Origin of the sequence: Variovorax sp. WS11 (genome assembly GCF_010499245.1) — a bacterium.
GTDB lineage: Bacteria > Pseudomonadota > Gammaproteobacteria > Burkholderiales > Burkholderiaceae_C > Variovorax.
In genome coordinates, this window is record NZ_JAAGOW010000002.1 from 102,281 (window position 1) to 124,523 (window position 22,243).

A 22,243-nucleotide genomic window follows, 5' to 3' on the forward strand; every position below is an offset into this window, starting at 1 on the left:
GGGCGATCAGCCTCTCCCGTTCCAGCAATTTCTTTAGCAATTTCTTTTGCGCCCTTTGCAGGCGCAAGGGATTTCTTTTTTTCGTCCACAGGTCGACCAGGAGATTCAGTGTGAAAAATATCAACAAAAGCGCGCTTCTGCTTTTTGTTGCAGCAGGCGCACTCGCGGGCTGCGGAGGGGGCGGAAGCGGCTCAGGCGGCAGCTTCGCTCTCCCCCAAAGCGCGGATGCGTCCACAGCTTCGCCGGCTGCAACGACGACTGCATCGGCAGTCGAGCCCGCCGCAGACAAGGAGGCAGCGCTCGGCAAGCTGCTCGACGCGAGCTGGGTCAAGGTCGCCAACGAGGACCAGGGGTTCAACCTGGCCGCGCCGACGGTGGTGCAATACGGCGCGAACTCGACCTGGACCAGCAAGCAGCTGTCCGGCGCAGTGGCCTGCAACAACGCCACCTTCGGCGACCCGCTGCCGTTTGTGGCGAAGGCGTGCTATGTGCAACCCGCTGCCGCGGGAACCTTGCTCGCCACCGAAGGCGCCTCATTCACGGTGGCTGTTGCGACACTGGTGAAGTACGGCGCCGACACGCGCTGGGTCACCAAGGAAGTCATCGGATCGGCGGCCTGCACGAACACGTTCTTCGGCAAGGACCCTGCGGTCATGACGGTGAAGTCATGCATCTCGGCCGGCCCTGCGACGGCTGCGGCTCCAGTGCCGGCTCCCGCTCCCGCTCCTGCTCCTGCTCCTGCTCCTGCTCCTGCTCTTGATCCCATTCCCAAGCCTGCTCCCGCGCCCTTACCCATCGCCGGCGACGTGGTGGACAGCTCCGGCGCGATCGTTGCAAGCGCCTACGAGAGCATCGCCTACAAGTTCGGCCTGCCGGAGGGCGTTGCGTACCGCTTCGGGCCGGCGGCCAGCAAGACCGGCGTCGGCACATTGCCTTTGCAAGCAGACGTGGGCGCGATCAACCACGGGCCAGGCAACGATCTCTACTACCAGCTCGGTGCGGAAAACAACGCCGCGTACAACTACTACGTGAGCATTCATGGCGCGGCGATTGGCACGCCCGCCAGCGGGAGCTCGTTGTCGAACGCGCTGGGATGGTTCCAGACGCAGGCGACCGACCGCGTGACCTTCATGCAACGCCCGCAGTTGTTGTGGCAAGACCGGCGACTGCTGCCGAGCGCGATCGATCAGTACTACGCCTCGGGCGTGTTGTCGCCGAACGACCCCGCAGACCTGCCCATCGTCGAAGACCGCGGCGAGAACGCAGCGGACAGCCCATCGACGCGCCTCTCACTGATTGCGACGCAAGGCAGCCCGACGAAGGCGGCGACGATCTTCACGGTCGGCACCTACACCGCGCAGAACCGCGCCAGCGTCAAGCTCGCCCTCGGCAAGGTGCCGACCGCCATTTCCGTGACCGGGGGCGGCGAGTTCGCCTTCGTCACCGTGTGGGACACCCTCAACCGCAAGGGCCAGGTCGCCGTGATCTCGCTCGGCGGCAGCTGCCAGGGCTGCACGCTCAATGGTCCCAAGTACGACTGGTGGCACGACTGGATGGACATGGTGCATCCCGGCTTCTTCAACCAGGGCAACTACATCTTCATGAAGGTGCTCGGCTACGTCGATCTGCCTGCCAACATGACGGCGCCGACATCCATCAAGGTGACGACCGGCATGCACCCGTATGCGGCCGTCGTGTACACCGGCAACGGTGGCTTGTCGGGCATGGCCAAGGAAGCCTCGCCGATGGCCAGCAACCGGGCCAGGCTCCTGCCCGGCGGCGAGTACTACGAGAAGTACGCCAAGGGCGGCGTGGCCGTGGTGGCCTCGAAGTCGGAGAAGACCGTGGCCTTCCTCGACCTCGGCCCGCTCTTCAAGTACACGAACGAGATGTACCTGGGCAGCGCCGCGAGCAACCTGGAGACACAGAACGTCGGACTCGCCTCCACCCAGTGGCCTTACCTGCTCGCAGATCGTCCGCAGGCCACACCGACGGTCATCAAGACGATCACGCTGGCCGACAAGCCGACGAGCGTGCTGACGACCTCGACCTACAGCCACTGGAGCAAGGACGATCGCCGTCGCATGGCGCCGCCGAACGACATGTACTGGGAATCGAATCCGCACTACCCACGCGCATGGGTTGCCACGGAGAACGGCAAGCTGCACATGTACGCCCTGGGGGCGTATGTGCAGGGGCCCAAGCCGGCGGCCGGCGCGCCCGCCGAGATCGCGGAAGTCGGCGTCGTGACAGGACTCGGCAGCAACGTCACGCACCTGGCGGCGGCCAAGGACTACCCGAACCAGACGGATACCCTCAACACGATGCTGATCTTCACCGATCGGGCCAATCGCAAGTGGGGCTGGGTGAAGTTCGCCGGCGACGGCAACAGCGGCACCATCCTGCGCACGATGGAAGACTCCCGCGTCGACCCGATCATGGTGACGATGTCCGACAACTACTCCACGCGGGGCAACATCGTCAGCGTGGCGAACTACAGCGGCCAGAGCATCGACAACTACCGCTTCGGCGACCTGGTCTACCCGGACACCAACTTCTGTTCCGCGGCGGGTGCCTGTCCGACGCTTGCATCCAACGGTGAGTACGCCGGCAAGCTGGCCCTGCCCTTCAAGCCGTTCGCGGTGCACGCGTCGAACGTGCCGTGACGCGCTGAGCCCGTAGCCACCAAGGACAGCAGCCGCCGATGCATGCGACGCATGCATCGGCGGCTGCACAAGACATGGCCCGCCGCAGCGGGCCATGCGCGCTATCAGAACGCGTGGCGGATGCCGAAGTCGTAGCCGGTGGAGCTGCGCGGCAGGCCCGCGCCGTAGCTCACGCCGCCGTAGCCCGTGGTGCTCGCGGAGACCAGGCTGCCCGTGTAGGCCGCGTCGTTCTTGTTGCTGACGCGAGCGACGGTGGCGTAGAGCGCGGTGCGCTTCGACAGGTTGTGGACGTAGCCGATGGCCAGCTTGTTCACGCGCGGGTCGTCGCCGGTGAGACCGTAGGCGCCCTCGTTGTAGCGCACGGTGGAGTACGACGCGCGGATCAGGCCCGGGCCCACCGGCATGGTGGCGCCGAGCAGGTAGCCGTTGTAGCTGTCGTGGTAGGTGACGGCCGGGATCTCGAACTTGTTCTGCACGCTGGAGAGCTCGCCGAACAGCTTGACCATGCCGAAGTCATACGAGGCGCCGAGGTTGACCGTCTGCACCTTGCGCGTCAGCGCGGTGGTGTCCACCGCAAGGTTCTGCCCCGCCGAGACCGCGATGTCGAGCGGGCCGTTCGCATAGCCGAAGCGGCCACCGATGTAGCGGCCGGCATTGGTGTTGGTGGTGGTCGTGGTCGACGAGGTGCTGGTGTCGGTGTTCTCGTGGAAGCTGTACTGCAGCTGGCCGTAGAAGCCGCCGAGGTTCGGCGGCAGGAAGTAGCCGATCGAGTTGCTGGCACGCACGTAGTTGGCGTTGTTGATGCCGGTGCTTCCGCTCACGGTGCTGATCACGTTGGTGCCCGAGCCGTTCGTGCCGAAGGGATCGAAGACCGTGTCGTTCCAGAAGGTGGGCGTGTAGTCGCGGCCCAGGCGCACTTCACCGAAGCCGCCGGAGAGGCTGACGGTGGAGCGGCGGTTGAAGGTCGAGACGCCGGTCGCGCCGTCGTCGTTGGTGATCGGCGCTTCGAGCCAGAAGCTGGCAGCCAGGCCACCACCCAGGTCTTCCGTGCCGCGGAAGCCGAGGCGGCTGGAGTTGTAGCCCGAGTTGGCGAGGCTCCATTTGCTCTGCGTGACGCTGACGCCGGTCGCGGCATTGCGCGAGGTGGCGGATTGATAGGTCACGCCCGCATCGACCACACCGAACAGGGTAACGGACGATTGAGCAGCTGCCAGGCCGGTCACGGCCAGAGCGGCGATCGCGGTCAGTGATTTTTTCATTCAGGGTTCTCCGGTTTCAAGCGATCCTTGCGCAGCGACGGAACCATGGCCCGATTGCCATGCCGAAGCCGCTCAAGGTGTCATGTCGCCGCTCTTCATCAAGCAGCTGAGGGCATGGTCTCGTTCAAATCCGGAGGAATCTGGTAGTTGCGGCCCGGCGCACATGAAGTGTTGCTTGCATGCAGCACACGCAGGCCATCGAGCCGGTTCAGCGCTTCATCGCCGCCTTCAAATTTCTCCCCATTCGACGGAAATGATTCCGTCATGATCAGCCTCAATCACACGACATCGCGTCCATCGCGGACCCCTCTGCCGGATGGCGAAGCGGGCATGAGCATCGTTCTGCCGCAACCCATGAAGACGGCAGCGGCATCGCTGGGCGTGCAGCAGATCGTCAGCGCGTTCAAGCCCGCCTTTCCGCATCTGCGCGTGCTGCGCGACCTCGTCATTCCGATGCCCGAGGGATGCGCCGTGCGCAGTGCGCGCATCGACGCAGTGCTGGTGTGCGAATCCGGCGTTTACCTGTTCGAGATCAAGAGCTGGCGCAACGCCTTCGTCTACCGCAAGCAGGCGGAGCCTGCGCCGCCGCGCTGGTTCCTGCGCCTGGACGGCTGCACCAAGGCACGGGAAATCGGAGACCCGGCATGGCAGGGCGGCCACAAGGCGGCGCGCCTGCGCAAGCTGCTGCCCGACGACCTGCGGCTGCAGTGCTTCGTGCTGCTGCCCTGCGACGGCGTCAAGCTCGAAGGCGCCATACCGGCCGCCATCCTCACCCGGCAGGACCTGCCCTACATCGCGCGCCTGGCCAGGAACAACGGACGGCGCAGCGCGCGACCCTGCCGACTGCTGGATACCGCGGGCATCGAACAGACGGTGCAGCGGCTCATCGACATCCAGGGCGAGCTGACGCTCGAGCAACACCTGCAGGACTGCCGCGAGCGATTCGAGCGCGCACCGGCGCTGTCCCGCGAAGGCGCAAGCCGATGAGCCGCATCCTGCTGGTGCAGGAAGGGCACGACGCCGCTTTGGCGCTGCTCGACGAACTGCAGCGCGCCGGGCACGATGTCGAGCCGGTCGAGGACGGCGCCGCGGCCCTGCATCGTATGCTGACTTCGCCGCCCGAACTCACCTTGCTCGGCATCGACCTGCCGCAGATCGACGGCCTGCGCATCCTCGAGACGGCGCGCAACAGCAGCGACCAGCCGATCATCGTGCTGACGGCGCGCAGGCAGGAGGCCGACCTGCTGCGCGGCTTCGAGCTCGGCGCTGACGACTATGTCTGCACGCCCTACTCGCCCAGAGAGGTGGCCGCGCGCATTCGCACGGTGCTGCGCCGCCGCGCGCAACAGCTCCGCGCGGCAAACCGGCCCGTGCCGATCGCCATCGGGAACCCTCCGGGGACCGTCGTGCTGGAGGGACAAGCGCTGCCGCTCACGCGCCGCGAGTTCCTGCTGCTGCGGGCACTCTCGCGGGAGCCCGGGCGGGTGTGCTCGCGATCGGAGCTGCTCGAGGCTGCGTTCCCCTATGCCCTGGAAACCAACGAGCGCACCGTCGACGTGCACATCAAGAATCTGCGCAAGAAGCTCACCGTCGTGTCGCCGGCGCACCGATGGATTCGTTCCATCTACGGCGTCGGCTTCGTGTGGGACGCGCCGGCGAGCGCCGATCATTGAGCGGCGGCACCCGCGCGACGGCCCAGCGCCTATTCCGCCCACACCACGGCCCCGCTCCACGCGGTGGCCAGCACCACGATGCCGAAGGCGATGCGGTACCAGGCGAAGGGCACGAAACTGTGGCTGCTGATGTACTTCAGCAGCCAGCGCACGCAGAGCCAGGCGCTCGCGAAGGAAAAGACGAGACCGACCGCAAACATCGGCAGGTCCGCCGCCGACAGCAGCGCCCGCTCCTTGTAGAGGCTGTAGGCGCCGGCGCCGATCAGCGTCGGGATCGCGAGGAAGAAGGAGAAGTCCGTCGCCGCCTTGCGCGACAGGCCCAGCAGCATGCCGCCGATGATGGTCGCGCCGCTGCGGCTGGTGCCCGGGATCATCGCGAAGCACTGCACCAGGCCGACCTTGAGGGCGTCCCAGGGCGTCATGTCGTCCACGTGCTCCACACGCACCGCGCCGGGCGGGCGCTTCTCGGCCCAGAGGATGATGAAGCCGCCGATGATGAAGGTGCTGGCGACCACCACCGCGGTGAACAGGTGCGCCTTGATCAGCTTGCCGAACAGCAGCCCCAGCACCACCGCGGGCAGGAAGCCGATCAGCACGTTGAGCACCAAGCGCTGTGCCTTGTGCTGCCGCGGCAGCGCCACCAGGGTGGAATGGATCTTCTGCCAGTAGACGATGATCACGGCGAGGATCGCGCCGGTCTGGATTGCGATGTCGAAGACCTTGGCCTTGTCGTCGTCGAAGCCCAGCAGCGAACCGGCCAGGATCAGGTGGCCGGTCGACGAGATGGGCAGGAACTCGGTCAGTCCCTCGACGATGCCCATGATGGCGGCCTTGGCCAGCAAAACGATATCCACGCGCGCTCCTTTTAAGAGCGCCGATTATCGCGAGGAGGCCGGTCAGGCTCCGTTCAGCACGCCTTGCTCTACCAGCGCACCTTGAGACCCACGGAACCGTTGAGCTGCGACTTCACGCGGGTGTCTCCTCCCGATGCCCACAGCTTGCCGAGCTCGCCATAGAGGCTGGTCGATTCGCTCAGGCGCAGCGTGAAGCCTGCGGCCAGCTCGGTGGAGGTGCTGCCGGTGCTGCTGGCGATGGCCGTGCTGGCGGCCGCGTTGATGAAGCGGGTGCTGTCGTTGCCGCCCGAGGCGCGGTACAGGTTCACCCGCGCATAGGGCTGCAGGCGGCCTGCACGCGTGGCGATGTCGCCCTTCACGCGCACGCCCACGCGGGCGAGCCAGTTGCCATCGCGCTCCTGGCGCACGCGGGCGCCGGTGATGTCGACGTCGTCGAGGTCCAGGCGCTGGTGCACCAGTTGGACCTGGGGCTGGATCTGCCAGCCTTCGCCGAGCGCGAAGGACTGGCCGATCTCCAAGGAAGTGCTCAGGCTGCTGCCCTTGCCCTTGGTGCGCAGGGTGGTCTGCGGCTTGACCTCGTAGCGGTGGCGTCCCGCCTGCAGCACGGCATCGGCGTAGAAGCCGCTGTCGTTGCTGTAGGTGGCGTAGCCGCCCAGGTACTGGCTGCGCAGGTCGTTGCTGCCGACGGCCAGGTTGTCGATGCCGCGGGCGAAGCCCTTGACCTGGAGCTCGCCGTCGAGCTGGCCGACGTAGAGGCCGGCGCGCCAGTTGGGGGCGGTCCACAGGTCGGTGCCGGCTTGCAGGCCGCTGAGGCGGCCATCGCTTTGAGGGCTGACGGTTCCGCTTTGCTGGATGTTGAGGCTAGTGCTGAGCACGCGGCCCCAGGCGCGGCGCTCACCGGTTGGGGAGGTTGCAGCGCCGCCTTGGGCGCCGGCAGCCGTCTTCACATCGTCGTCGCCGATGCGCTGATGCAGGTTGCCGAGCATGGCCAGGTTGCCCTGGCGCAGCTGCTCGGGCAGGGCTGCGAAGAGAGGCACTTCAGCACGGTAAGTGGGCACCTGGATGGGGGCCGCGGTTGGAGCCGGCGGTGGGGAAGGCGGAACCGCGGGTGCTGGAGGTTCCCGGGCGCCGGCGGGACCGGGGGTGCCGGGGTGCCGGGCGGGGCCGGCGGAATGATCGTGCTGGTGGAGCGCAGATACCAGTTCTCTCCTGCACCCGCGGCATCGCCAGCCTGCAGGCGGTATTCGTAGGCGCCCGCATCCACATGACCACCCTGCAGGGCGAAGGCATCTTGGTGCTCTGCGCGGTGGTGGTGGCGCCATTGAGGGCGCTCACGAGCTCGATGCCGTTGCCGCTGGTGAGGGGCACCCAGGCCGCCGAGATTGACGACCTGCACGGTAGACCGCGCCCGCATTGAAGGCCGTGCCGCCGGTGGTAGTTGTTGAAGCCCGTCAATATCAGCGTCCCTGCGCCGGTTTTGGTGAGGGCACCCGCGCCGCTGACGACGCCGCCGCTCGCGGTGAGATCGACATCGGTCTGAAGGGTGCCGCCGCCCGCGCCGAGGTTGACGCCGCGCGCGGTGGTGAAGGCACCGGTGGTGCGCAGGTGCCGCCATCGAGGTTCAGCGGGCCAGGGCTGCGCCCAGATTTTGATCTGCAGAGATCGACAGTGCGCCCCTGCGACGGTGGTGCCGCCTGCGTAGGTGTTGGTCCCCGTCAGCGTCAGCGCGGCAGTGCCGGTGCCGGTCTTGGTCAAAGAGCCGCTGCCGGCGAGGGAGGTCAAGGCTTGCATCGCCGGACTGATCGATGAAGAGTGCGGCGTTGTTGGTGATGGCGCCGCTGCCGAAGCTGGTGGCCCCGCCGCCACCGCCACCGTCGCCGCTGAGATCGCTCGATCCACCTGATGCATCTGGAACCGCCGACGAACCGCCCGGCGGCGACCCCGTCGCGCCCCCTCCCTCGCCCCCTTCGAGCCCCCCGAGACTGCGCGCCTGCGCATGCGCCGTTGTCGCGGCGCCCAGGGCCAGCACGACGATGCAAGCCCTCGCGATGCGTGAAGCGCTGCTGCTGCTGCATTTGCCGCGCGCGCGGGCGTTCTCGGGAGCAGCCACCCAGGCGCCCAGCGCGGGGTTCCAAAGACTGCGATACGTTCTGTTCATGGGCGGTCCCGGGTCGTTCTCGGGCCATCCGTGCGACACGCACGTGGTGGGCAACGCCGTCTGCGTAGCGACCCATGGCTCCGACCACGCGCCGGAAACTCAGGCCGCAGTTTGTAGAACCAAGGGGCAGGCGACCATGAAATGGTAGAAATGCCAGGCGGCGCAGTCAGGACAAAGCGAGAAAAAGCGAGAATTCATCCGCAATCCGGCCTGCCCGTCCGAGCACCGGCATCCGCACAGGGACCCGGAGGCCGACGCCTGTTATGAACGCCTTGTCAGGCGCGTGCGCAGGGCTCTCACCGCGCTGTCGACCGTGGTCAGCACCGGCAGCCCGGAAGCCGCCTCGCAGGCTGCACGGGCGCGTGCCATGCTGAACTGGGCAAGCGCAATGCGGGTACAGCCCTTGTCGCGCAAGGCATCGGCTTGCACCGCGATGCGCTCATCGTGCGTCCGGGTGTCGCCTGCGTTGAGCGCGTCGAGCGCCCCTTCGGCCAGCGCGAGCTCGAGCTCGACGTCGGCCGGAAATTCCGGCGGCATGGATTCGAGCGTTGGCCCGAAGGTGGCAATCAGCCCGAGCTTGCCAGCGCCGGCCGCTGCCTCCGCGATCATGGCCTCGTTGGGCTTGAGCACCGGAATCCCCGCATGCCGCCGCGCCACCGCCTCGATGCACGGCCCGAAGGCCGAGCAGGTGAAGAGAATGCCCTGCGCGCCGGTGTCGACCGCGTACTGCGCCAGCCGCTGAAAGCGCTCGTGCATCGCCGCGTCCAGCCCTCGCCCTTCGCGCGCCAGGTCGGCCGAGAGGCTGTCGTCGAGCAGGTTCATCCGCAGCGCCTCGGGCCAGTCACGCTCGAAGCCGGCGTTGATGGGAGCCACCGAGTGAGCGAGCGCGTGGATCAGGGCGATGCGGGTCACTGGAGTACCTTCGCTTTCAGCTTCGGTGCTATTCGCCTTGGGAGCGGCCCGGCGGCTCATGAGCGAGAGCTCCAGCCTCAGATGCCCTTCGACGACGGATTGGCAAAGCCCTCCTTCGTCTCGGCGTTGAGCGGGTAGTTGATGTTGATGTTCTTGGGCGGGATCGGCGACATGAACCACTGGTTGTAGAGCTTCTCCATCTCGCCCGACTTCATCATGCCACCGACCACACGGTCGACCAGCGCCTTCATCTGCGGATCGTCCTTGCGGAACATCAGCGCCTGGTTCTCGGTGCGCAGGCTCTCGCCGGTGATGATGAAGTCCTTGGGGTTGCGCGCATTGGCCATCTGCCCGGCCAGCAGGATGTCGTCGAGCACGAAGGCCTGGGCGCGGCCGCTCTCCACCAGCAGGAAGGAGTCGGTGTGGTCCTTGCCCGCGAGGTTGTTCACTTCCAGGTTGCGGCCCCTGTCGGCCTCGCGCAGCAGGCGAAAGGAAGTGGTGCCGGTGGTGGTGACCACCGTCTTGCCCTGCAGGTCCGCGATGCTCCTGATGCCCGAATCGGCCTTCACCAGCATGCGCACGTTGTAGCGGAAGATATCCGGCGAGAAGGCCACCTGCTTCTGGCGCTCGACCAGGTTGGTGGTGGAGCCGCACTCGATGTCCACCGTGCCGTTGGTCACCAGCGGAATGCGGTTGGCCGAAGTCACGGCCTGCCAGCGGACCTCGATGGCCGGCATCTTCAGCTCGGCCTTCATCGCCTCGACGATGCGCTTGCAGATCTCGATGCTGTAGCCCACCGGCTTGAGGTCGCTGTCCAGGTAGGAGAAGCCGAAGGAGGATTCGCGGTGCCCGATGGTGATGGCGCCGCTGGCCTTCACCTTGGCCAGCGTGCCGCCCTCCTGCGCGTGCGCCGCGCCCAGGGGCATCAGGGTGAAGGCGGCCGCGAAGACGGCGCCGGCGATCTGCAGGCGTGGGAAGGCCATGGAAAACTCCTCGAGGGTGGTTAGGAATTCGTGGTGGCGGCGCGCACGACGGCGTCGACGGACGCGGCCAGCCGCGTCGCGATCTCGCGCAGGTCGTCGCGGCTCGCGATGAAGGGCGGCGCGAGCAGCACGTGGTCGCCCAGCTTGCCGTCGACCGTGCCGCCGAAGGGGTAGCACAGCAGGCCCTGGGCCATGGCTTCCTTCTTGATCTGCACGTGCAGGTTCAGGGCCGGGTCGAAGGGCGCCTTGCTCGCGCGGTCGGCCACCAGTTCCACGCCCCAGAAGAAGCCGCGGCCGCGGATGTCGCCCACGTGGGGATGTGCGCCCAGCGCCTCGCGCAGCATGGCGCCGAAGGCCTCGCCGTCGCTGCGCACCTTGGCCAGCAGGCCGTCGCGGTGAATTACCCGCTGCACCGCCAGCGCGGCAGCACAGGCCACCGGGTGCCCCAGGTAGGTGTGCCCGTGCTGGAAGAAGCCGCTGCCCTGCGACATCGCCTCGACGATCTTCCCCTGCGCCAGCACCGCGCCGATCGGCTGGTAGCCGCCGCCCAGGCCCTTGGCGATGGTGACCAGGTCGGGCACCACGCCCTCCTGCTCGCAGGCGTAGAGCGTGCCGGTGCGACCCATGCCGCACATCACCTCGTCGAGGATCAGCAACACGCCGTAGCGGTCGCAGACCTCGCGCACCGCCTTGAAGTAGCCCGGCACCGGCGTCAGCACGCCGGCCGTGGCGCCGCCCACCGTCTCGGCCACGAAAGCGATCACGCTGTCGGGGCCCTGCCCCAGGATCGCCGCCTCGAGCTCGTCGGCGAGGCGCCGGCCGTACTGCTCGGGCGTTTCCCCGGCACGCTGCTCGCGGTAGGGATAGCAGGGCGAGACATGCGTGGCCGGCACCAGGATGGGCGCGAAGGGCGCGCGCCGCCAGGCGTTGCCGCCGACCGCCAGCGCGCCCAGCGTATTGCCGTGGTAGCTCTGGCGCCGGGCGATGAAGTGGGTGCGCTGCGGCTGGCCGATCTCGACGAAGTACTGGCGCGCCATCTTGAGCGCCGACTCCACCGCCTCCGAGCCGCCGCTCACCAGGTACACGTGGCTCATACCCGCAGGCGCGGTGCGGATCAGCTCGTCGGCCAACTGCTCGGCCGGCTCGCTGGTGAAGAAGCTGGTGTGGGCATAGGGCAGCTTGTCGATCTGCGCGTGCATCGCGGCGATCACGTCCGGGTGGCCGTGGCCCAGCGAGGACACCGCGGCGCCGCCCGAGGCGTCGAGGTACTCGCGGCCCTCCGCGTCGCGCAGGGTCATGCCGCTGGCGGCGACGGCGAGCCTGGGCGTGTGGCGGAGATGGCGGTGGAAGACGTGCGTCATGGCTGAACTGGCATGGAACTAATGTGTTGTTCGAATTATTGTTTGGAACATTTGTTCCGTCAACAGCATCATGCAACAGCGCTGTTCCATCCGGTACATTCGTTCCAACCGGAGACCAGACCATGGGCGTCAAAGACGATCTGCGCCAGCGCTACGAGAGCCTCAGCCCTGCCCTGCAGCAGGTCGCCAAGCATGTGCTCGACCACCCGAACGAGGTGGTCACCAGCTCGATGCGCAGCGTCGGCACGCGCGCCGGCGCCACGCCGGCCACGCTGGTGCGCTTTGCGCAGCACCTGGGCTACGCGGGCTGGCCGCAGTTCAAGGATGCGGTGGCGGCTGAGATGGGGCTCGGGACTTCGGACGCCTACGGCGCGCGCGCCAAGACCCTGATCGGCCGCGCCCAGGACCAGGGCCTGGCCGGCGAGATGTTCGAGGTGCAGCGGCGCAACCTGGACAACACCCACCGCCAGAGCGAGGCCGCGCTGCAGCGCGCCTGCGCGGTGCTGGAGAAGGCGAACGCGGTGCACGCGGCGGGCTTTCGCGCGTGCTTTTCGATCGCCTTCTCCTTCGTCTACGTGTACCGGATGTTCCGCGCCAGCGTGCACCTGGTCGACGGCCAGGGCGGCTCGCTGGAGATGCAGCAGCGCGCCTTTGCCAAGGGCGATGCGCTTCTGGTGGCGAGCTTCGTGCCCTACTCGCGCGAGGCGCTGCAGGTGGCGCAAGCGGCGAAGGCGGCGGGGCTGCGCATCGTGGCGGTTACCGACAGCATCGCGTCGCCACTGTCGCTGCTGGCGGACGAGACGCTGCTGTTCGCGATCGACAGTCCCTCGTTCTTTCCCTCGGTGGCAGCGGGGGTGGCGGTGACCGAGGCGCTGGTGGAGATGCTGGCGAGCCGGGCGGGGAAGCCGGTGATACGGCGGATCGATGAGGCGGAGGCCCAGCTGTTCGAATCAGGCGCCTACCTGCAGCCCGCCGCGCCTGCGGGGGGCGCTTGAGGTGCGCGACGTCTTGGTCGCCATCCACTCCGCCTGCCACCCCCCCACCCAATCCCTGGATCAACCCCACCGCCGCGTTCTGCCGGCTCACCTGCAACTGCAGCACCGTGCGCCGCGCATTGAGCGCCGATACCTGCGCCGTCACCACGTCGGTATAGCTCACCTGCCCCTGCCGGTAGCGATTGAGGAACTGCTGCTCGCTGAGATCCGCCGCCGCCGAAGCCTCGCGCCGCAATCCTTCCTGCTGCGCCAGGCTCGCACCCGCGGTGAGCTGATCCTCGACGTCCTGGAAGGCAGTGAGCACGGTCTGGCGGTAGCGCGCCACCGCGGCCCCGTGCGCCGCCTTGGCCTGGTCGACCTGCGCCCCGATGGCGCCGGCATCGAACACCGTCTGCGCCACCGACAGGCCCAGCGACCACAGCGTGTTCGAGGCGTTGAACAGATCGCCCACCCGGCTCGCGCTGCTGCTGAGCGCGCCGCTCAAACTGAAGCTCGGGAAGTAGGCGGTGCGCGCGATGCCGATCTGCGCGTTGGCCGCCGCCACCGCGCGCTCGGACGCGGCGATGTCGGGCCGGCGCTGCAGCAGCGTCGAAGGCACGCCGGCGGGAATGCCGGGCACGGTGGGCTTCCAGTCCGCCGCGGGCAGGCTGAACTCGGCCGGCGCCGCGCCGACCAGCACCGCGATCGCATGCTCCAGCGTGTCGCGGGTGCGCTTCAGCGCCACGCGCTCGGCCTGCGTGTTGACGTAGAGCGTTTGCGCCTGCAGCACGTCGGTCTGGGCCGCGATGCCGGCGTTGTAGCGGTTGCGCGCGATCTCCAGGCTTCGCTGGTAGCCCTCCAGCGTGACCTCCAGCAGCCGCAGCTCGGCATCGGCCTCGCGCAGCGAGAAGTAGTTGGTCGCGAGCTCGCCCACTGCCGACAGGCGCGCGGAGGCCAGGTCGGCCTCGCTGGCCTGCGCGCTGGCCTGGGCGCCGCCCACCGCCTGGCGCAGCCGGCCCCAGACGTCGGGCGCCCAGTCGGCCCGCAGCGCGGCGCCGGAGGCGGTGCTGGGCGAGGTATTGCGCGCGCCGGAACGGGTCGCGCTGCCGCTGGCCGAGACCGTCGGGAACAGCGCCGCGCGCTGCTCGCGCACCACCGCCTGGGCCTGCGCGTAACTGGCCACGGCCGCGGCGATGTTCTGGTTGGAAATCTGCACGCGCGCGGCCAGTTCGTCGAGCGCGGGGTCGCCGAAGAGCTTCCACCATTCGCCGCGGTCCAAGGCGTCGGCGGGGGCGGCGGGGAGCCAGCCTTCGGCGGCGGGGGCTTCCCTTCCACGCGGAGGGCGTGGCGGTGGAGGGGTTGCTCGTAGGTCGGACCGATGGCGCAGCCTGCGAGCGCGAGAGGGCCAGAAGCACGGCGGCAGCGCAGCGTGTGCGTCGGTCGAGCGAAAAATTCGGGGGCGGTCATGGGCGTTGCGAGGTCATCAGGGTCGGTGCCCTCACCCCAGCCCTCTCCGGGAGGAGAGGGAGCAAGAGAGGGGTCGGGGGCAAGCGAGGGGTCGGTCGCCTCGCGGCTCAGGTACTTCTCGTTGGCCGGGCGGCGGCGCACCTTGTCGAGCAGCACGTAGACCACCGGCGTGGTCAGGAGGGTCAGCAGCTGGCTGGCGATCAGGCCGCCGATGATGGCCACCCCCAGCGGCTGGCGCAGCTCGGCGCCCTCGCCGAAGCCGATGGCCAGCGGCAAGGCGCCCAGCGCGGCCGCCAGCGTGGTCATCAGGATGGGGCGGAAGCGCAGCAGGCAGGCCTCGCGCACCGCCTCCACGGCGCTCAGCCCGCGGGCGCGCTCGGCCTCGAGCGCGAAGTCGATGATCAGGATCGCGTTCTTCTTGACGATGCCGATCAGCAGGAACACGCCGATCAGCGCAATGATCGAGAACTCCATGCGGAACAGCAGCAGCGCCAGCACCGCGCCGACGCCGGCCGAGGGCAGCGTGGTCAGCACCGTGATCGGATGCACCAGGCTCTCGTAGAGCACGCCCAGCACGATGTAGATCACGATGAGCGCCGCGAAGATCAGGAACAGCTGCTGCGCCTGCGACTGCTGCGCCGCCAGCGCGGTGCCCTGGAAGCTGCCGCGCACGTTGATCGGCATGGCGATGTCGGCCTCGGCCTGGGCCACGACGCGGCGCGCGTCTGCGATGCTCACGCCGTCGGCCAAGCTGAAGGAGATGGTGCTCGCGAGCTCGGTGTCCTGGTGGTCGATCGAGCTCGGCACCGCGCGCTCGCTGAGCTTGGAGAAGGCGGCGAGCGGCACCATGGGCGTGGCGATGGTCGCGATCTGCTGGCCCGCGGAAGAGGTGCGCGAGGCCGGGTTGGCCGAGGTGGTGGTCGACGTGCCGGTCGTCGCGTCGGCGTCGAAGTCCACCGAGCTGACCGTGCTCGCGCCGCTCGCGCTGGTGACGGTGTTGAGCGTCGAGGGCACGTAGAGGTCCTTCAGCACGATCGGCGCGCGCTGGAAGCGGGGCGCCCACTCCATGATCACCGAGTACTGGTTGAGCTCGTCGTAGATGGTGGCGACCGAGCGCTGGCCGTAGGCGTTGTAGAGCGCGTTGTCGACCGCGCTCGAGGTGACGCCCAGGCGCGCCGCGGCGTCGCGGTCGACCTCCACGAAGGTCTCGACGCCGTTGGCCGAATCGTCGCTGTCGATGTCGGTCAGCGCGGTCTCCTGGCGCAGGCGATCGGCGAGCTTGGCGGTCCACTTGCGCAGGTCGTCCAGGTTGTCGCCCTTGAGCGTGTACTGGTAGCTGGAGTTGCTGGAGCGCCCGCCCATGCGCAAGTCCTGCACCGGGAACAGGAACACGCGCAGGCCCGTGAGCTGGTTGAGCTGCGGCCGCAGACGGTCGATGACGACCTGCGTCTTCTCGGTGCGCTGCGCAAGCGGCTTCAGGTTGACGAACATGAAGCCGCCGCCCGCGCGGCCGCCGCCCGAGAAGCCGACCACCGTGGCCACCGCCGGGTCCTTGCGGATGATGTCCACCGCCTGGCGCAGCTTGTCGGCGACGGCGGCCGAGGAGATGCTCTGGTCGGCGCGGATGCCGGCGTTGAGCTGGCCGTTGTCCTGCTGCGGGAAGTAGCCCTTGGGGATGGCGTTGAAGAGGTAGACGTTGAGTCCGATCACGGCCAGCAGCACCACCATCACCATGCCTTTGCTGGCGAGCGCCCAGTCCAGGCTATGGGCGTAGACGCGCAGCGTCCACTGCCAGGCGCCCTCGAAGCGCCGGCCCAGCCAGGTCCGCACGCGCCCGTGCTTCTTGCCCGGCCCCTCCTCCGCTTCGCTGCGCAGCAGCATGGCGCAGAGCATGGGCGTGGTGGTGAGCGAGATCACCAGCGAGATCAGCACCGAGGCCGAGAGCGTGACCGCGAACTCGCGGAACAGCCGGCCCACCTGCCCGCCCATGAACAGCAGCGGGATGAACACCGCCACCAGCGACAGGCTGATCGACAGCACCGTGAAGCCCACCTCGCGCGCGCCGCGCAGCGCCGCCTCGATGCGGTTCATGCCGGCCTCGACATGGCGCGCGGTGTTCTCCAGCACCACGATCGCGTCGTCGACCACGAAACCGGTGGCCACCGTCAGCGCCATCAGGCTCAGGTTGTTGAGGCTGAAGCCCAGCAGGTGCATCACGCCGAAGGTGCCGAGCAGCGAGACCACGGTCGCCACCGCCGGAATGATGGTGGCGCGCGCCTTGCGCAGGAAGAGGCCCACCACCAGCACCACCAGCACGATCGAGATCATCAGCGTGGTCTCGATCTCGCGCAGCGAGGCGCGGATGGAGTTGGTGCGGTCCGACGCGATCTGGATGTCGATGTCCTGCGGCAGCTGCGCGCGCAGCTCGGGCATCAGGTCGCGGATGCCGTCCACCGTGTCGATGATGTTGGCGCCCGGCTCCTGCGTGACCAGTATCACCACCGCGGGCTCGCCGTTGAACAGGCCCAGCGTGCGGGTGTTCTCGACGCTGTCGATCACCCGCGCCACGTCGCCCAGGCGCACGGGCGCGTCGTTGCGCCATGCGATCACCAGGTCGCGGTAGTCGGAGGCGCGGCGGCCCGGCGCGGGTGTGTAGATCTGCAGCCGGCGGTCGCCGCTCTCGATCGCGCCCTTGGGCCGGTTGGCGTTGTTGGCCTGGATGGCGGCACGCACGTCCTCGCTGCTGATGCCCATGCGGTTGAGCGAGAAGGGCTCCAGCTCCACCCGCACCGCCGGCAGCGAGCCGCCGCCGATCTCGACCTCGCCCACGCCCTCGACCTGCGACAGGCGCTGGCTCACGATGTTGGACACCGCCTCGTAGATCTGGCCCGGCGTTCGGGTCTTGGAGGTGAGCGCGAGGATCATCACCGGCGCCGAGGCCGGGTTGCGCTTGCGGTAGGTCGGGTTGCTGCGCAGCGTGGCAGGCAGGTCCGCGCGGGCGGCGTTGATGGCGGCCTGCACCTCGCGCGCGGCGCTGTCGATGTTGCGCTTGAGGTCGAACTGCAGCGTGATCCGCGCCGAGCCGTTGGAGCTGGTCGAGGTCAGCTCGTTGACGCCCGGGATGATGCCCAGCCGCCGCTCCAGCGGCGTGGCCACGCTGGAGGCCATGGTGCTGGGACTGGCGCCCGCGAGGCTGGCCTGGACCGAGATGGTCGGGTAGTCGACCTGCGGCAGCGGCGACACCGGCAGCACGAAGAAGGCGACGATGCCGGCCAGGGCGATGCCGATGGTCAGCAGGACCGTGGCGATGGGCCGTTCGACGAAGGGGCGGGAGAGGTTCACGCGCCGCCCTCCCGAAGCTCAAGCGGCGTGCGCGGCATCACGCTTCCCCCGGAACCTGCGCCCCATCCGATCGAAGGCCAGGTAGATCACCGGCGTGGTGAACAGCGTCAGCACCTGGCTCACGACCAGCCCACCGAAGATCGCCAGGCCCAGCGGCCGCCGCAGCTCCGCGCCCTCGCCCCATCCGAACATCAGCGGCAGCGCCGCGAACAGCGCCGCCAGCGTGGTCATCAGGATCGGCCGGAAGCGCAGCAGCGCCGCCTGGTGGATCGCCTCCTGCGGCGACTTGCCTTCATGCCGCTCGGCGTCGATCGCGAAGTCGATCATCATGATCGCGTTCTTCTTCACGATGCCGATCAGCAGGATGATGCCGATGATCCCGATCACGCCGAGGTCGTTGCCCGTCACCATCAGCGCCAGCAGCGCACCCACGCCGGCCGAGGGCAGCGTGGACAGGATTGTGAGCGGATGGATGTAGCTCTCGTAGAGCACGCCCAGCACGATGTACACGCACACCACGGCCGCCAGGATCAGCCACAGCTGGTTGGTCAGCGACTTCTCGTAGGCCCCGGCCGCGCCCAGGAAGTTCAGGCGCACGCTCGCGGGCAGGCCGATCTCCTTGGCCGCCGCGCGGATCGCCCAGACCGACTTGCCCAGCGCCACGCCGGGCGCGGTGTCGAAGCCCACGGTGGCGGCCGGATACTGCGCCACACGCGTGACCTGCAAGGGCGCCAGCTGCTCACGCACGGTGGCCAGCGCGGACAGCGGCGTCGGCGTGCCCGCGCCGGTGCGCAGCTGCAGGTTGCCCAGCCCCTGCGGCGAGGCGAGCGCCTCGCGCTGCGCCTCCAGGATCACGCGGTACTGGTTGGTCTCGGTGAAGATGGTGGAGACGATGCGCTGGCCGAAGGCGCTGTAGAGCGCATCGTCGACCGAGCTGGCCGTGACCGAGAGGCGCGAGGCGGTGTTGCGGTCGATGTCCACGTAGGCGGCCAGGCCCTGCGCGCCGGCATCGGTGGTGGCGTTGCGCACCTGCGGCGTGCTGCGCAGCTGCTCGACCAGCTTCCTCGCCCAGTCGTTCACCACGGTGGTGTCCACGCCCTCGAGCGCGACGCGGAACTCGGTCGGGCCGGTCTCGGCGTCGATGGTCAGGTCCTGCGTGGGCTGCAGGTAGAGCATCACGCCCGGCACCGCGCGCACCCGATCGCGCAGGCGCTGCATCACGCTGGCCTGCTCGTCGCGGTCCGAGCGCAGGTTGATCAGCATCCGGCCGGTGTTGAGCGCGGTGTTGTTGGCCGCATCCACGCCCACCACCGAGCTGAGGCTGCGCACGTCGGGGTCGGCCAGGATGGCCTCGGCCGCGGCCTTCTGCAGCTCGGCCATGCGCACGAAGGACACGTCCTGCGCCGCCTCGATGCGCGCCTGCAGCTGCCCGGTGTCCTGCGTCGGGAACAGGCCCTTGGGGATGGCGACGTAGAGCAGCACCGTCAGCGCCAGCGTCAGCAGCGCCACCACCAGCGTCGCCGGCTGGTGGCGCAGCACCCATTGCAGCTGGCGGTCGTAGCGCGCGATCACGCGCTCGAAGAAGTGCTGCACGCGCGCGCCGAAACGGCCGCCCTCCTCGGCCTGGGGCCGGAGCCAGCGCGCCGACATCATCGGCACGAGCGTGAGCGAGACCACGGCCGAGATCAGGATGGTGATCGCCAGCGTGACTGCGAACTCGCGGAACAGCCGCCCCACCACGTCGCCCATGAAGAGCAGCGGGATCAGCACCGCCACCAGCGACACCGTCAGCGAGATGATGGTGAAGCCGATCTGCGTCGCCCCCTTGAGCGCGGCCTTGAAGGGCGGCTCGCCCTCCTCCAGGTAGCGCGCGATGTTCTCGATCATGACGATCGCGTCGTCCACCACGAAGCCGGTGGCGATGGTCAGCGCCATCAGGCTCAGGTTGTTAAGGCTGTAGCCCAGCAGGTACATGATGCCCAGCGTGCCGATCAGCGAGATCGGCACCGCGATGCTGGCGATCACGGTGGCGCGCAGGCTGTGCAGGAACAGGAAAATCACCAGCACCACCAGCACCACGGCCAGCGCGAGCTCGAGCTGCACGTGATGCACCGAGGCGCGGATGCCGGTGGTGCGGTCGCTCAGCACCTCGACCTTCAGCGCGCCGGGCAGCGAGGCCTCGAGCTCGGGCAGCTGCTTCTTGATGGCGTCGACGGTGCCGATGACGTTGGCGCCCGGCTGGCGCTGCACGTTGAGAATGATCGCGGGATAGAGGGCTGCAGCGGCCTGGTCGTCCCTCGACTCCGCACGCGCCGCCGCCCAGGCACCCAGCTGCGTGTTCTCCGCCCCATCGACCACCCGCGCGACGTCGCTCATGCGCACCGGCGCGCCGTTCTTCCAGGCGACGATCAGGTTCTTGTAGTCGGCCGCGGCGACCAGCTGGTCGTTGGCGTTGATGGTGTAGGCGCGCTGCGGCCCGTCGAAGCTGCCCTTGGCGCTGTTGGCGTTGGCCGCGGCGATGGCCGTGCGCAGCGTGTCCAGGCCGATGCCCACCGAGGCCAGCGCGTTGGTGTCGGCCTGGATGCGCACCGCCGGACGCTGCCCGCCCGACAGCGACACCAGGCCCACGCCGGCCACCTGGCTGATCTTCTGCGCAAGCCGCGTGTTGACCAGGTTCTGCACCTCGGTCAGCGGCATGGTGTTGGAGCTCACGGACAGCGTGAGGATGGGCGCGTCGGCCGGGTTGACCTTGGCGTAGACCGGCGGCGCCGGCAGGTCGGCCGGCAGCAGCGAGCCGCCGGCGTTGATCGCGGCCTGCACCTGCTGCTCGGCGACGTCGAGCGTCTGGTCGAGCGCGAACTGCAGGGTGACGATGGAAACGCCGTTCGAGCTCACCGTGCTCATGCGGTCCAGCCCCGCCATCTGGCCGAACTGGCGCTCCAGCGGCGCGGTGACGGTGCGGCTCATCACCTCGGGGCTGGCGCCCGGGTAGAGGGTCTGCACCTGGATGGTCGGGTAGTCCACCTGCGGCAGGGCCGCCAGCGGCAGGAAGCGGAAGCCCACCAGCCCCGCGAGCACGATCGCGAGCATCAGCAGGGCGGTCGCCACCGGCCGCTCGATGAAGGGGCGCGATGGGCTCATCGGCGTCGCTCCTTCACTGCGGCGGCGCTTGCCGGCGGCGGCCCTCGCCGCGCGGCCCGCGCGGGCCCGAGGCGCCCTGGCGCGGGCCGGCCGCCGGCTTGTCGCCCTGCAGCAGCACCTGCGCGCCGTCCTTGAGGCGGTCGCCGCCTTCGGTCACCACCTTCTCGCCGGGCTCCAGGCCCTCGGTGATCGCTGCCAGCTCGACCGTCGACTCGCCGCGCTTGACCGGGCGCATCGTGACCGTGCGGTCGTCGTTGATCACGTAGACGTAGCTGCCGGTGGGCCCGGTGCGGACCGCGGTCACCGGCACGACGATCGCGCTGAGGGTGCGCAGGGTCATCTGCACGTTGACGAACTGGCTGGGGAACAGCGTGGTCTGGGCGTTGGCGAATCGCGCTTTGCCCCTGACCGTGCCGGTGCTGGTGTCCACCACGTTGTCGAGCGTGGAGAAGCCGCCGGTGTCCAGCGTGGTGCTGCGCGTGCGGTCCAGCGCCTTGACCGGCAGCGCCACGCCCTTGGCGAGCTGGGCCTGGATGTCGGGCAGGCGGTCTTGCGGCACGGCGAATTGCACGTCGATGGGATTCATCTGCGTGATCACCGCGATGCCGGTGCTCGCATTGGCCGTCACCGTGTTGCCGGGGTCGACGGTGCGCAGGCCGATTTTCCCGGCCACCGGCGCAGTGATGCGCGTGTATTCGACGTTGAGCCTGGCCGCGGCCTCGGCGGCGCGATCGGTGATCACCGTGCCTTCGAGCTGCTTGACCAGCGCGGCCTGGGTGTCGACGTCCTGGCGGGCGATGGAGTCCTGGGTCAGCAGCGTGCGGTAGCGCGCCAGCGTCACGCGCGCAGCCTCGAGCTGCGCCTCGTCGCGCACCCGCGTGCCCTGGGCCTGCATCAGCGCCTGCTCGTAGGGGCGCGGGTCGATGCGGGCCAGCAGCTGGCCCTTGGTGACCGTCTGGCCCTCGGTGTACAGCACCTCGGTGAGCACCCCGCCGACCTGCGGCTTGAGGGTGATGGTCGCCAGCGGCGTCACGGTGCCCAGTGCATCGATGGTCACCGGCAGCTCTGCACGACGTGCCACCGCATGGCCGACGGTGGAGCCGGGTGCGCCGGAGCCGCTGCGGCCGGCCACCGGCTCCCCCGAGCGCTTGATGAGATACCACGCCCCGCCGCCCAGGGCCAGCACGAGCAGCAGCGCGGCCAGGCTGCCCAGCCAGCGCCGCCGGCGCGACGGCGGCCGCGGCGCGGGCGGTTCGGCGAGGGAGGCGGTGGCAGCGGGCTCGGGGATGGGGGAAGACATCGGCAACAGGGCAGTTCGCAGGCAGCCCGTAGTGGAGCGCCGAATCGTAGCGCCCAGTTCTTACGGACCGTAAAGCCCCGGTAAAGCCGGCGTTGAGCTTTGCGTCCGGCGACAGCGGATTGCAACTCGCGCCGGCCGGCTGCAGCTCGTCGC

Annotated in this window: 14 protein-coding genes and 3 pseudogenes; 4 read left to right on the top strand and 13 right to left on the bottom strand. The window is 68.8% G+C overall.

Annotation, left to right across the window (positions count from 1 at the left end; all coding sequences use genetic code 11):
• The first annotated feature begins 110 nt into the window (after positions 1-110).
• Positions 111-2,666: a hypothetical protein gene (locus tag GXN78_RS40875; protein ID WP_181360711.1), complete on the top strand. Its 2,556-nt coding sequence runs from the start codon at positions 111-113 to the stop codon at positions 2,664-2,666.
• A 104-nt stretch (positions 2,667-2,770) separates the two neighbouring features.
• Here GXN78_RS40875 and GXN78_RS21010 read toward each other — a convergent pair whose 3' ends face one another.
• Both GXN78_RS21010 and GXN78_RS21015 read right to left on the bottom strand, forming a co-directional pair.
• Positions 2,771-3,925 carry a porin gene (locus tag GXN78_RS21010; protein WP_106561365.1) on the bottom strand — a complete coding sequence of 385 codons (1,155 nt, stop codon included), beginning with the start codon at positions 3,923-3,925 and terminating at the stop codon, positions 2,771-2,773.
• Positions 3,926-4,023: 98 nt separating this feature from the next.
• Positions 4,024-4,191, bottom strand: coding sequence for a hypothetical protein (locus tag GXN78_RS21015; RefSeq protein WP_164255602.1), 168 nt, complete (start codon positions 4,189-4,191; stop codon positions 4,024-4,026).
• Between the two features lie 64 nt (positions 4,192-4,255).
• Here GXN78_RS21015 and GXN78_RS21020 point away from each other — a divergent pair, with 64 nt between their 5' ends.
• Both GXN78_RS21020 and GXN78_RS21025 read left to right on the top strand, forming a co-directional pair.
• Positions 4,256-4,912: a nuclease-related domain-containing protein gene (locus GXN78_RS21020; RefSeq protein ID WP_106561364.1), complete on the top strand. Its 657-nt coding sequence runs from the start codon at positions 4,256-4,258 to the stop codon at positions 4,910-4,912.
• Entirely contained in the window at positions 4,909-5,598 is a 690-nt protein-coding gene (locus tag GXN78_RS21025) for a response regulator transcription factor (RefSeq protein WP_106561363.1), read from the top strand. Before GXN78_RS21020 ends, GXN78_RS21025 begins: the two co-directional genes overlap by 4 nt.
• Positions 5,599-5,627: 29 nt before the next feature.
• Here GXN78_RS21025 and GXN78_RS21030 read toward each other — a convergent pair whose 3' ends face one another.
• From GXN78_RS21030 to GXN78_RS21055, 7 genes and pseudogenes are all read right to left on the bottom strand, one after another.
• Entirely contained in the window at positions 5,628-6,452 is an 825-nt protein-coding gene (locus GXN78_RS21030; RefSeq protein ID WP_106561362.1) for an undecaprenyl-diphosphate phosphatase, read from the bottom strand.
• 68 nt (positions 6,453-6,520) lie between these two features.
• Positions 6,521-7,489, bottom strand: a complete 969-nt coding sequence (locus GXN78_RS41345) for an autotransporter outer membrane beta-barrel domain-containing protein (protein ID WP_239142839.1) — start codon at positions 7,487-7,489, stop codon at positions 6,521-6,523.
• Positions 7,396-7,866, bottom strand: coding sequence for an autotransporter outer membrane beta-barrel domain-containing protein (locus tag GXN78_RS41350; RefSeq protein WP_239142909.1), 471 nt, complete (start codon positions 7,864-7,866; stop codon positions 7,396-7,398). The genes GXN78_RS41345 and GXN78_RS41350 overlap by 94 nt, the downstream gene beginning before the upstream one ends.
• A gap of 44 nt (positions 7,867-7,910) precedes the next feature.
• Positions 7,911-8,450: pseudogene (locus GXN78_RS42220) on the bottom strand (hypothetical protein); the annotation flags it as partial.
• Positions 8,451-8,871: 421 nt separating this feature from the next.
• A complete protein-coding gene (locus GXN78_RS21045; RefSeq protein WP_106561433.1) occupies positions 8,872-9,522 on the bottom strand; it encodes an aspartate/glutamate racemase family protein in 651 nt (216 codons plus the stop codon).
• A gap of 77 nt (positions 9,523-9,599) precedes the next feature.
• Positions 9,600-10,505, bottom strand: coding sequence for a transporter substrate-binding domain-containing protein (locus GXN78_RS21050; RefSeq protein WP_106561432.1), 906 nt, complete (start codon positions 10,503-10,505; stop codon positions 9,600-9,602).
• A 20-nt stretch (positions 10,506-10,525) separates the two neighbouring features.
• Positions 10,526-11,866 (bottom strand): aspartate aminotransferase family protein, encoded by a 1,341-nt coding sequence (locus tag GXN78_RS21055; RefSeq protein ID WP_106561431.1) that lies wholly within the window; start codon positions 11,864-11,866, stop codon positions 10,526-10,528.
• Positions 11,867-11,988: 122 nt separating this feature from the next.
• Here GXN78_RS21055 and GXN78_RS21060 point away from each other — a divergent pair, with 122 nt between their 5' ends.
• Positions 11,989-12,861, top strand: coding sequence for a MurR/RpiR family transcriptional regulator (locus GXN78_RS21060; RefSeq protein ID WP_164255606.1), 873 nt, complete (start codon positions 11,989-11,991; stop codon positions 12,859-12,861).
• Between the two features lie 100 nt (positions 12,862-12,961).
• Here the strand turns inward: GXN78_RS21060 and GXN78_RS21065 are convergent.
• The 4 genes and pseudogenes from GXN78_RS21065 to GXN78_RS21080 all read right to left on the bottom strand — a co-directional run.
• Positions 12,962-14,119, bottom strand: a pseudogene (locus tag GXN78_RS21065) (efflux transporter outer membrane subunit); the annotation flags it as partial.
• Between the two features lie 272 nt (positions 14,120-14,391).
• Positions 14,392-17,649: pseudogene (locus tag GXN78_RS21070) on the bottom strand (efflux RND transporter permease subunit); the annotation flags it as partial.
• Between the two features lie 18 nt (positions 17,650-17,667).
• A complete protein-coding gene (locus GXN78_RS21075) occupies positions 17,668-20,790 on the bottom strand; it encodes an efflux RND transporter permease subunit (protein WP_106558719.1) in 3,123 nt (1,040 codons plus the stop codon).
• A gap of 13 nt (positions 20,791-20,803) precedes the next feature.
• Entirely contained in the window at positions 20,804-22,090 is a 1,287-nt protein-coding gene (locus tag GXN78_RS21080; protein WP_106558718.1) for an efflux RND transporter periplasmic adaptor subunit, read from the bottom strand.
• Between the last annotated feature and the right edge of the window lie 153 nt (positions 22,091-22,243).

Excerpts from the sequence above, each read along its gene's own strand:
- GXN78_RS21010 (WP_106561365.1), bottom strand. The coding sequence starts at position 3,925 with ATGAAAAAATCACTGACCGCGATCGCCGCTCTGGCCGTGACCGGCCTG.
- GXN78_RS41350 (WP_239142909.1), bottom strand. The coding sequence starts at position 7,866 with ATGCGGGCGCGGTCTACCGTGCAGGTCGTCAATCTCGGCGGCCTGGGT.
- GXN78_RS21025 (WP_106561363.1), top strand. The coding sequence starts at position 4,909 with ATGAGCCGCATCCTGCTGGTGCAGGAAGGGCACGACGCCGCTTTGGCG.
- GXN78_RS21080 (WP_106558718.1), bottom strand. The coding sequence starts at position 22,090 with ATGTCTTCCCCCATCCCCGAGCCCGCTGCCACCGCCTCCCTCGCCGAA.
- GXN78_RS21050 (WP_106561432.1), bottom strand. The coding sequence starts at position 10,505 with ATGGCCTTCCCACGCCTGCAGATCGCCGGCGCCGTCTTCGCGGCCGCC.
- GXN78_RS21020 (WP_106561364.1), top strand. The coding sequence starts at position 4,256 with ATGAGCATCGTTCTGCCGCAACCCATGAAGACGGCAGCGGCATCGCTG.
- GXN78_RS21075 (WP_106558719.1), bottom strand. The coding sequence starts at position 20,790 with ATGAGCCCATCGCGCCCCTTCATCGAGCGGCCGGTGGCGACCGCCCTG.
- GXN78_RS21060 (WP_164255606.1), top strand. The coding sequence starts at position 11,989 with ATGGGCGTCAAAGACGATCTGCGCCAGCGCTACGAGAGCCTCAGCCCT.
- GXN78_RS21055 (WP_106561431.1), bottom strand. The coding sequence starts at position 11,866 with ATGACGCACGTCTTCCACCGCCATCTCCGCCACACGCCCAGGCTCGCC.
- GXN78_RS21015 (WP_164255602.1), bottom strand. The coding sequence starts at position 4,191 with ATGACGGAATCATTTCCGTCGAATGGGGAGAAATTTGAAGGCGGCGAT.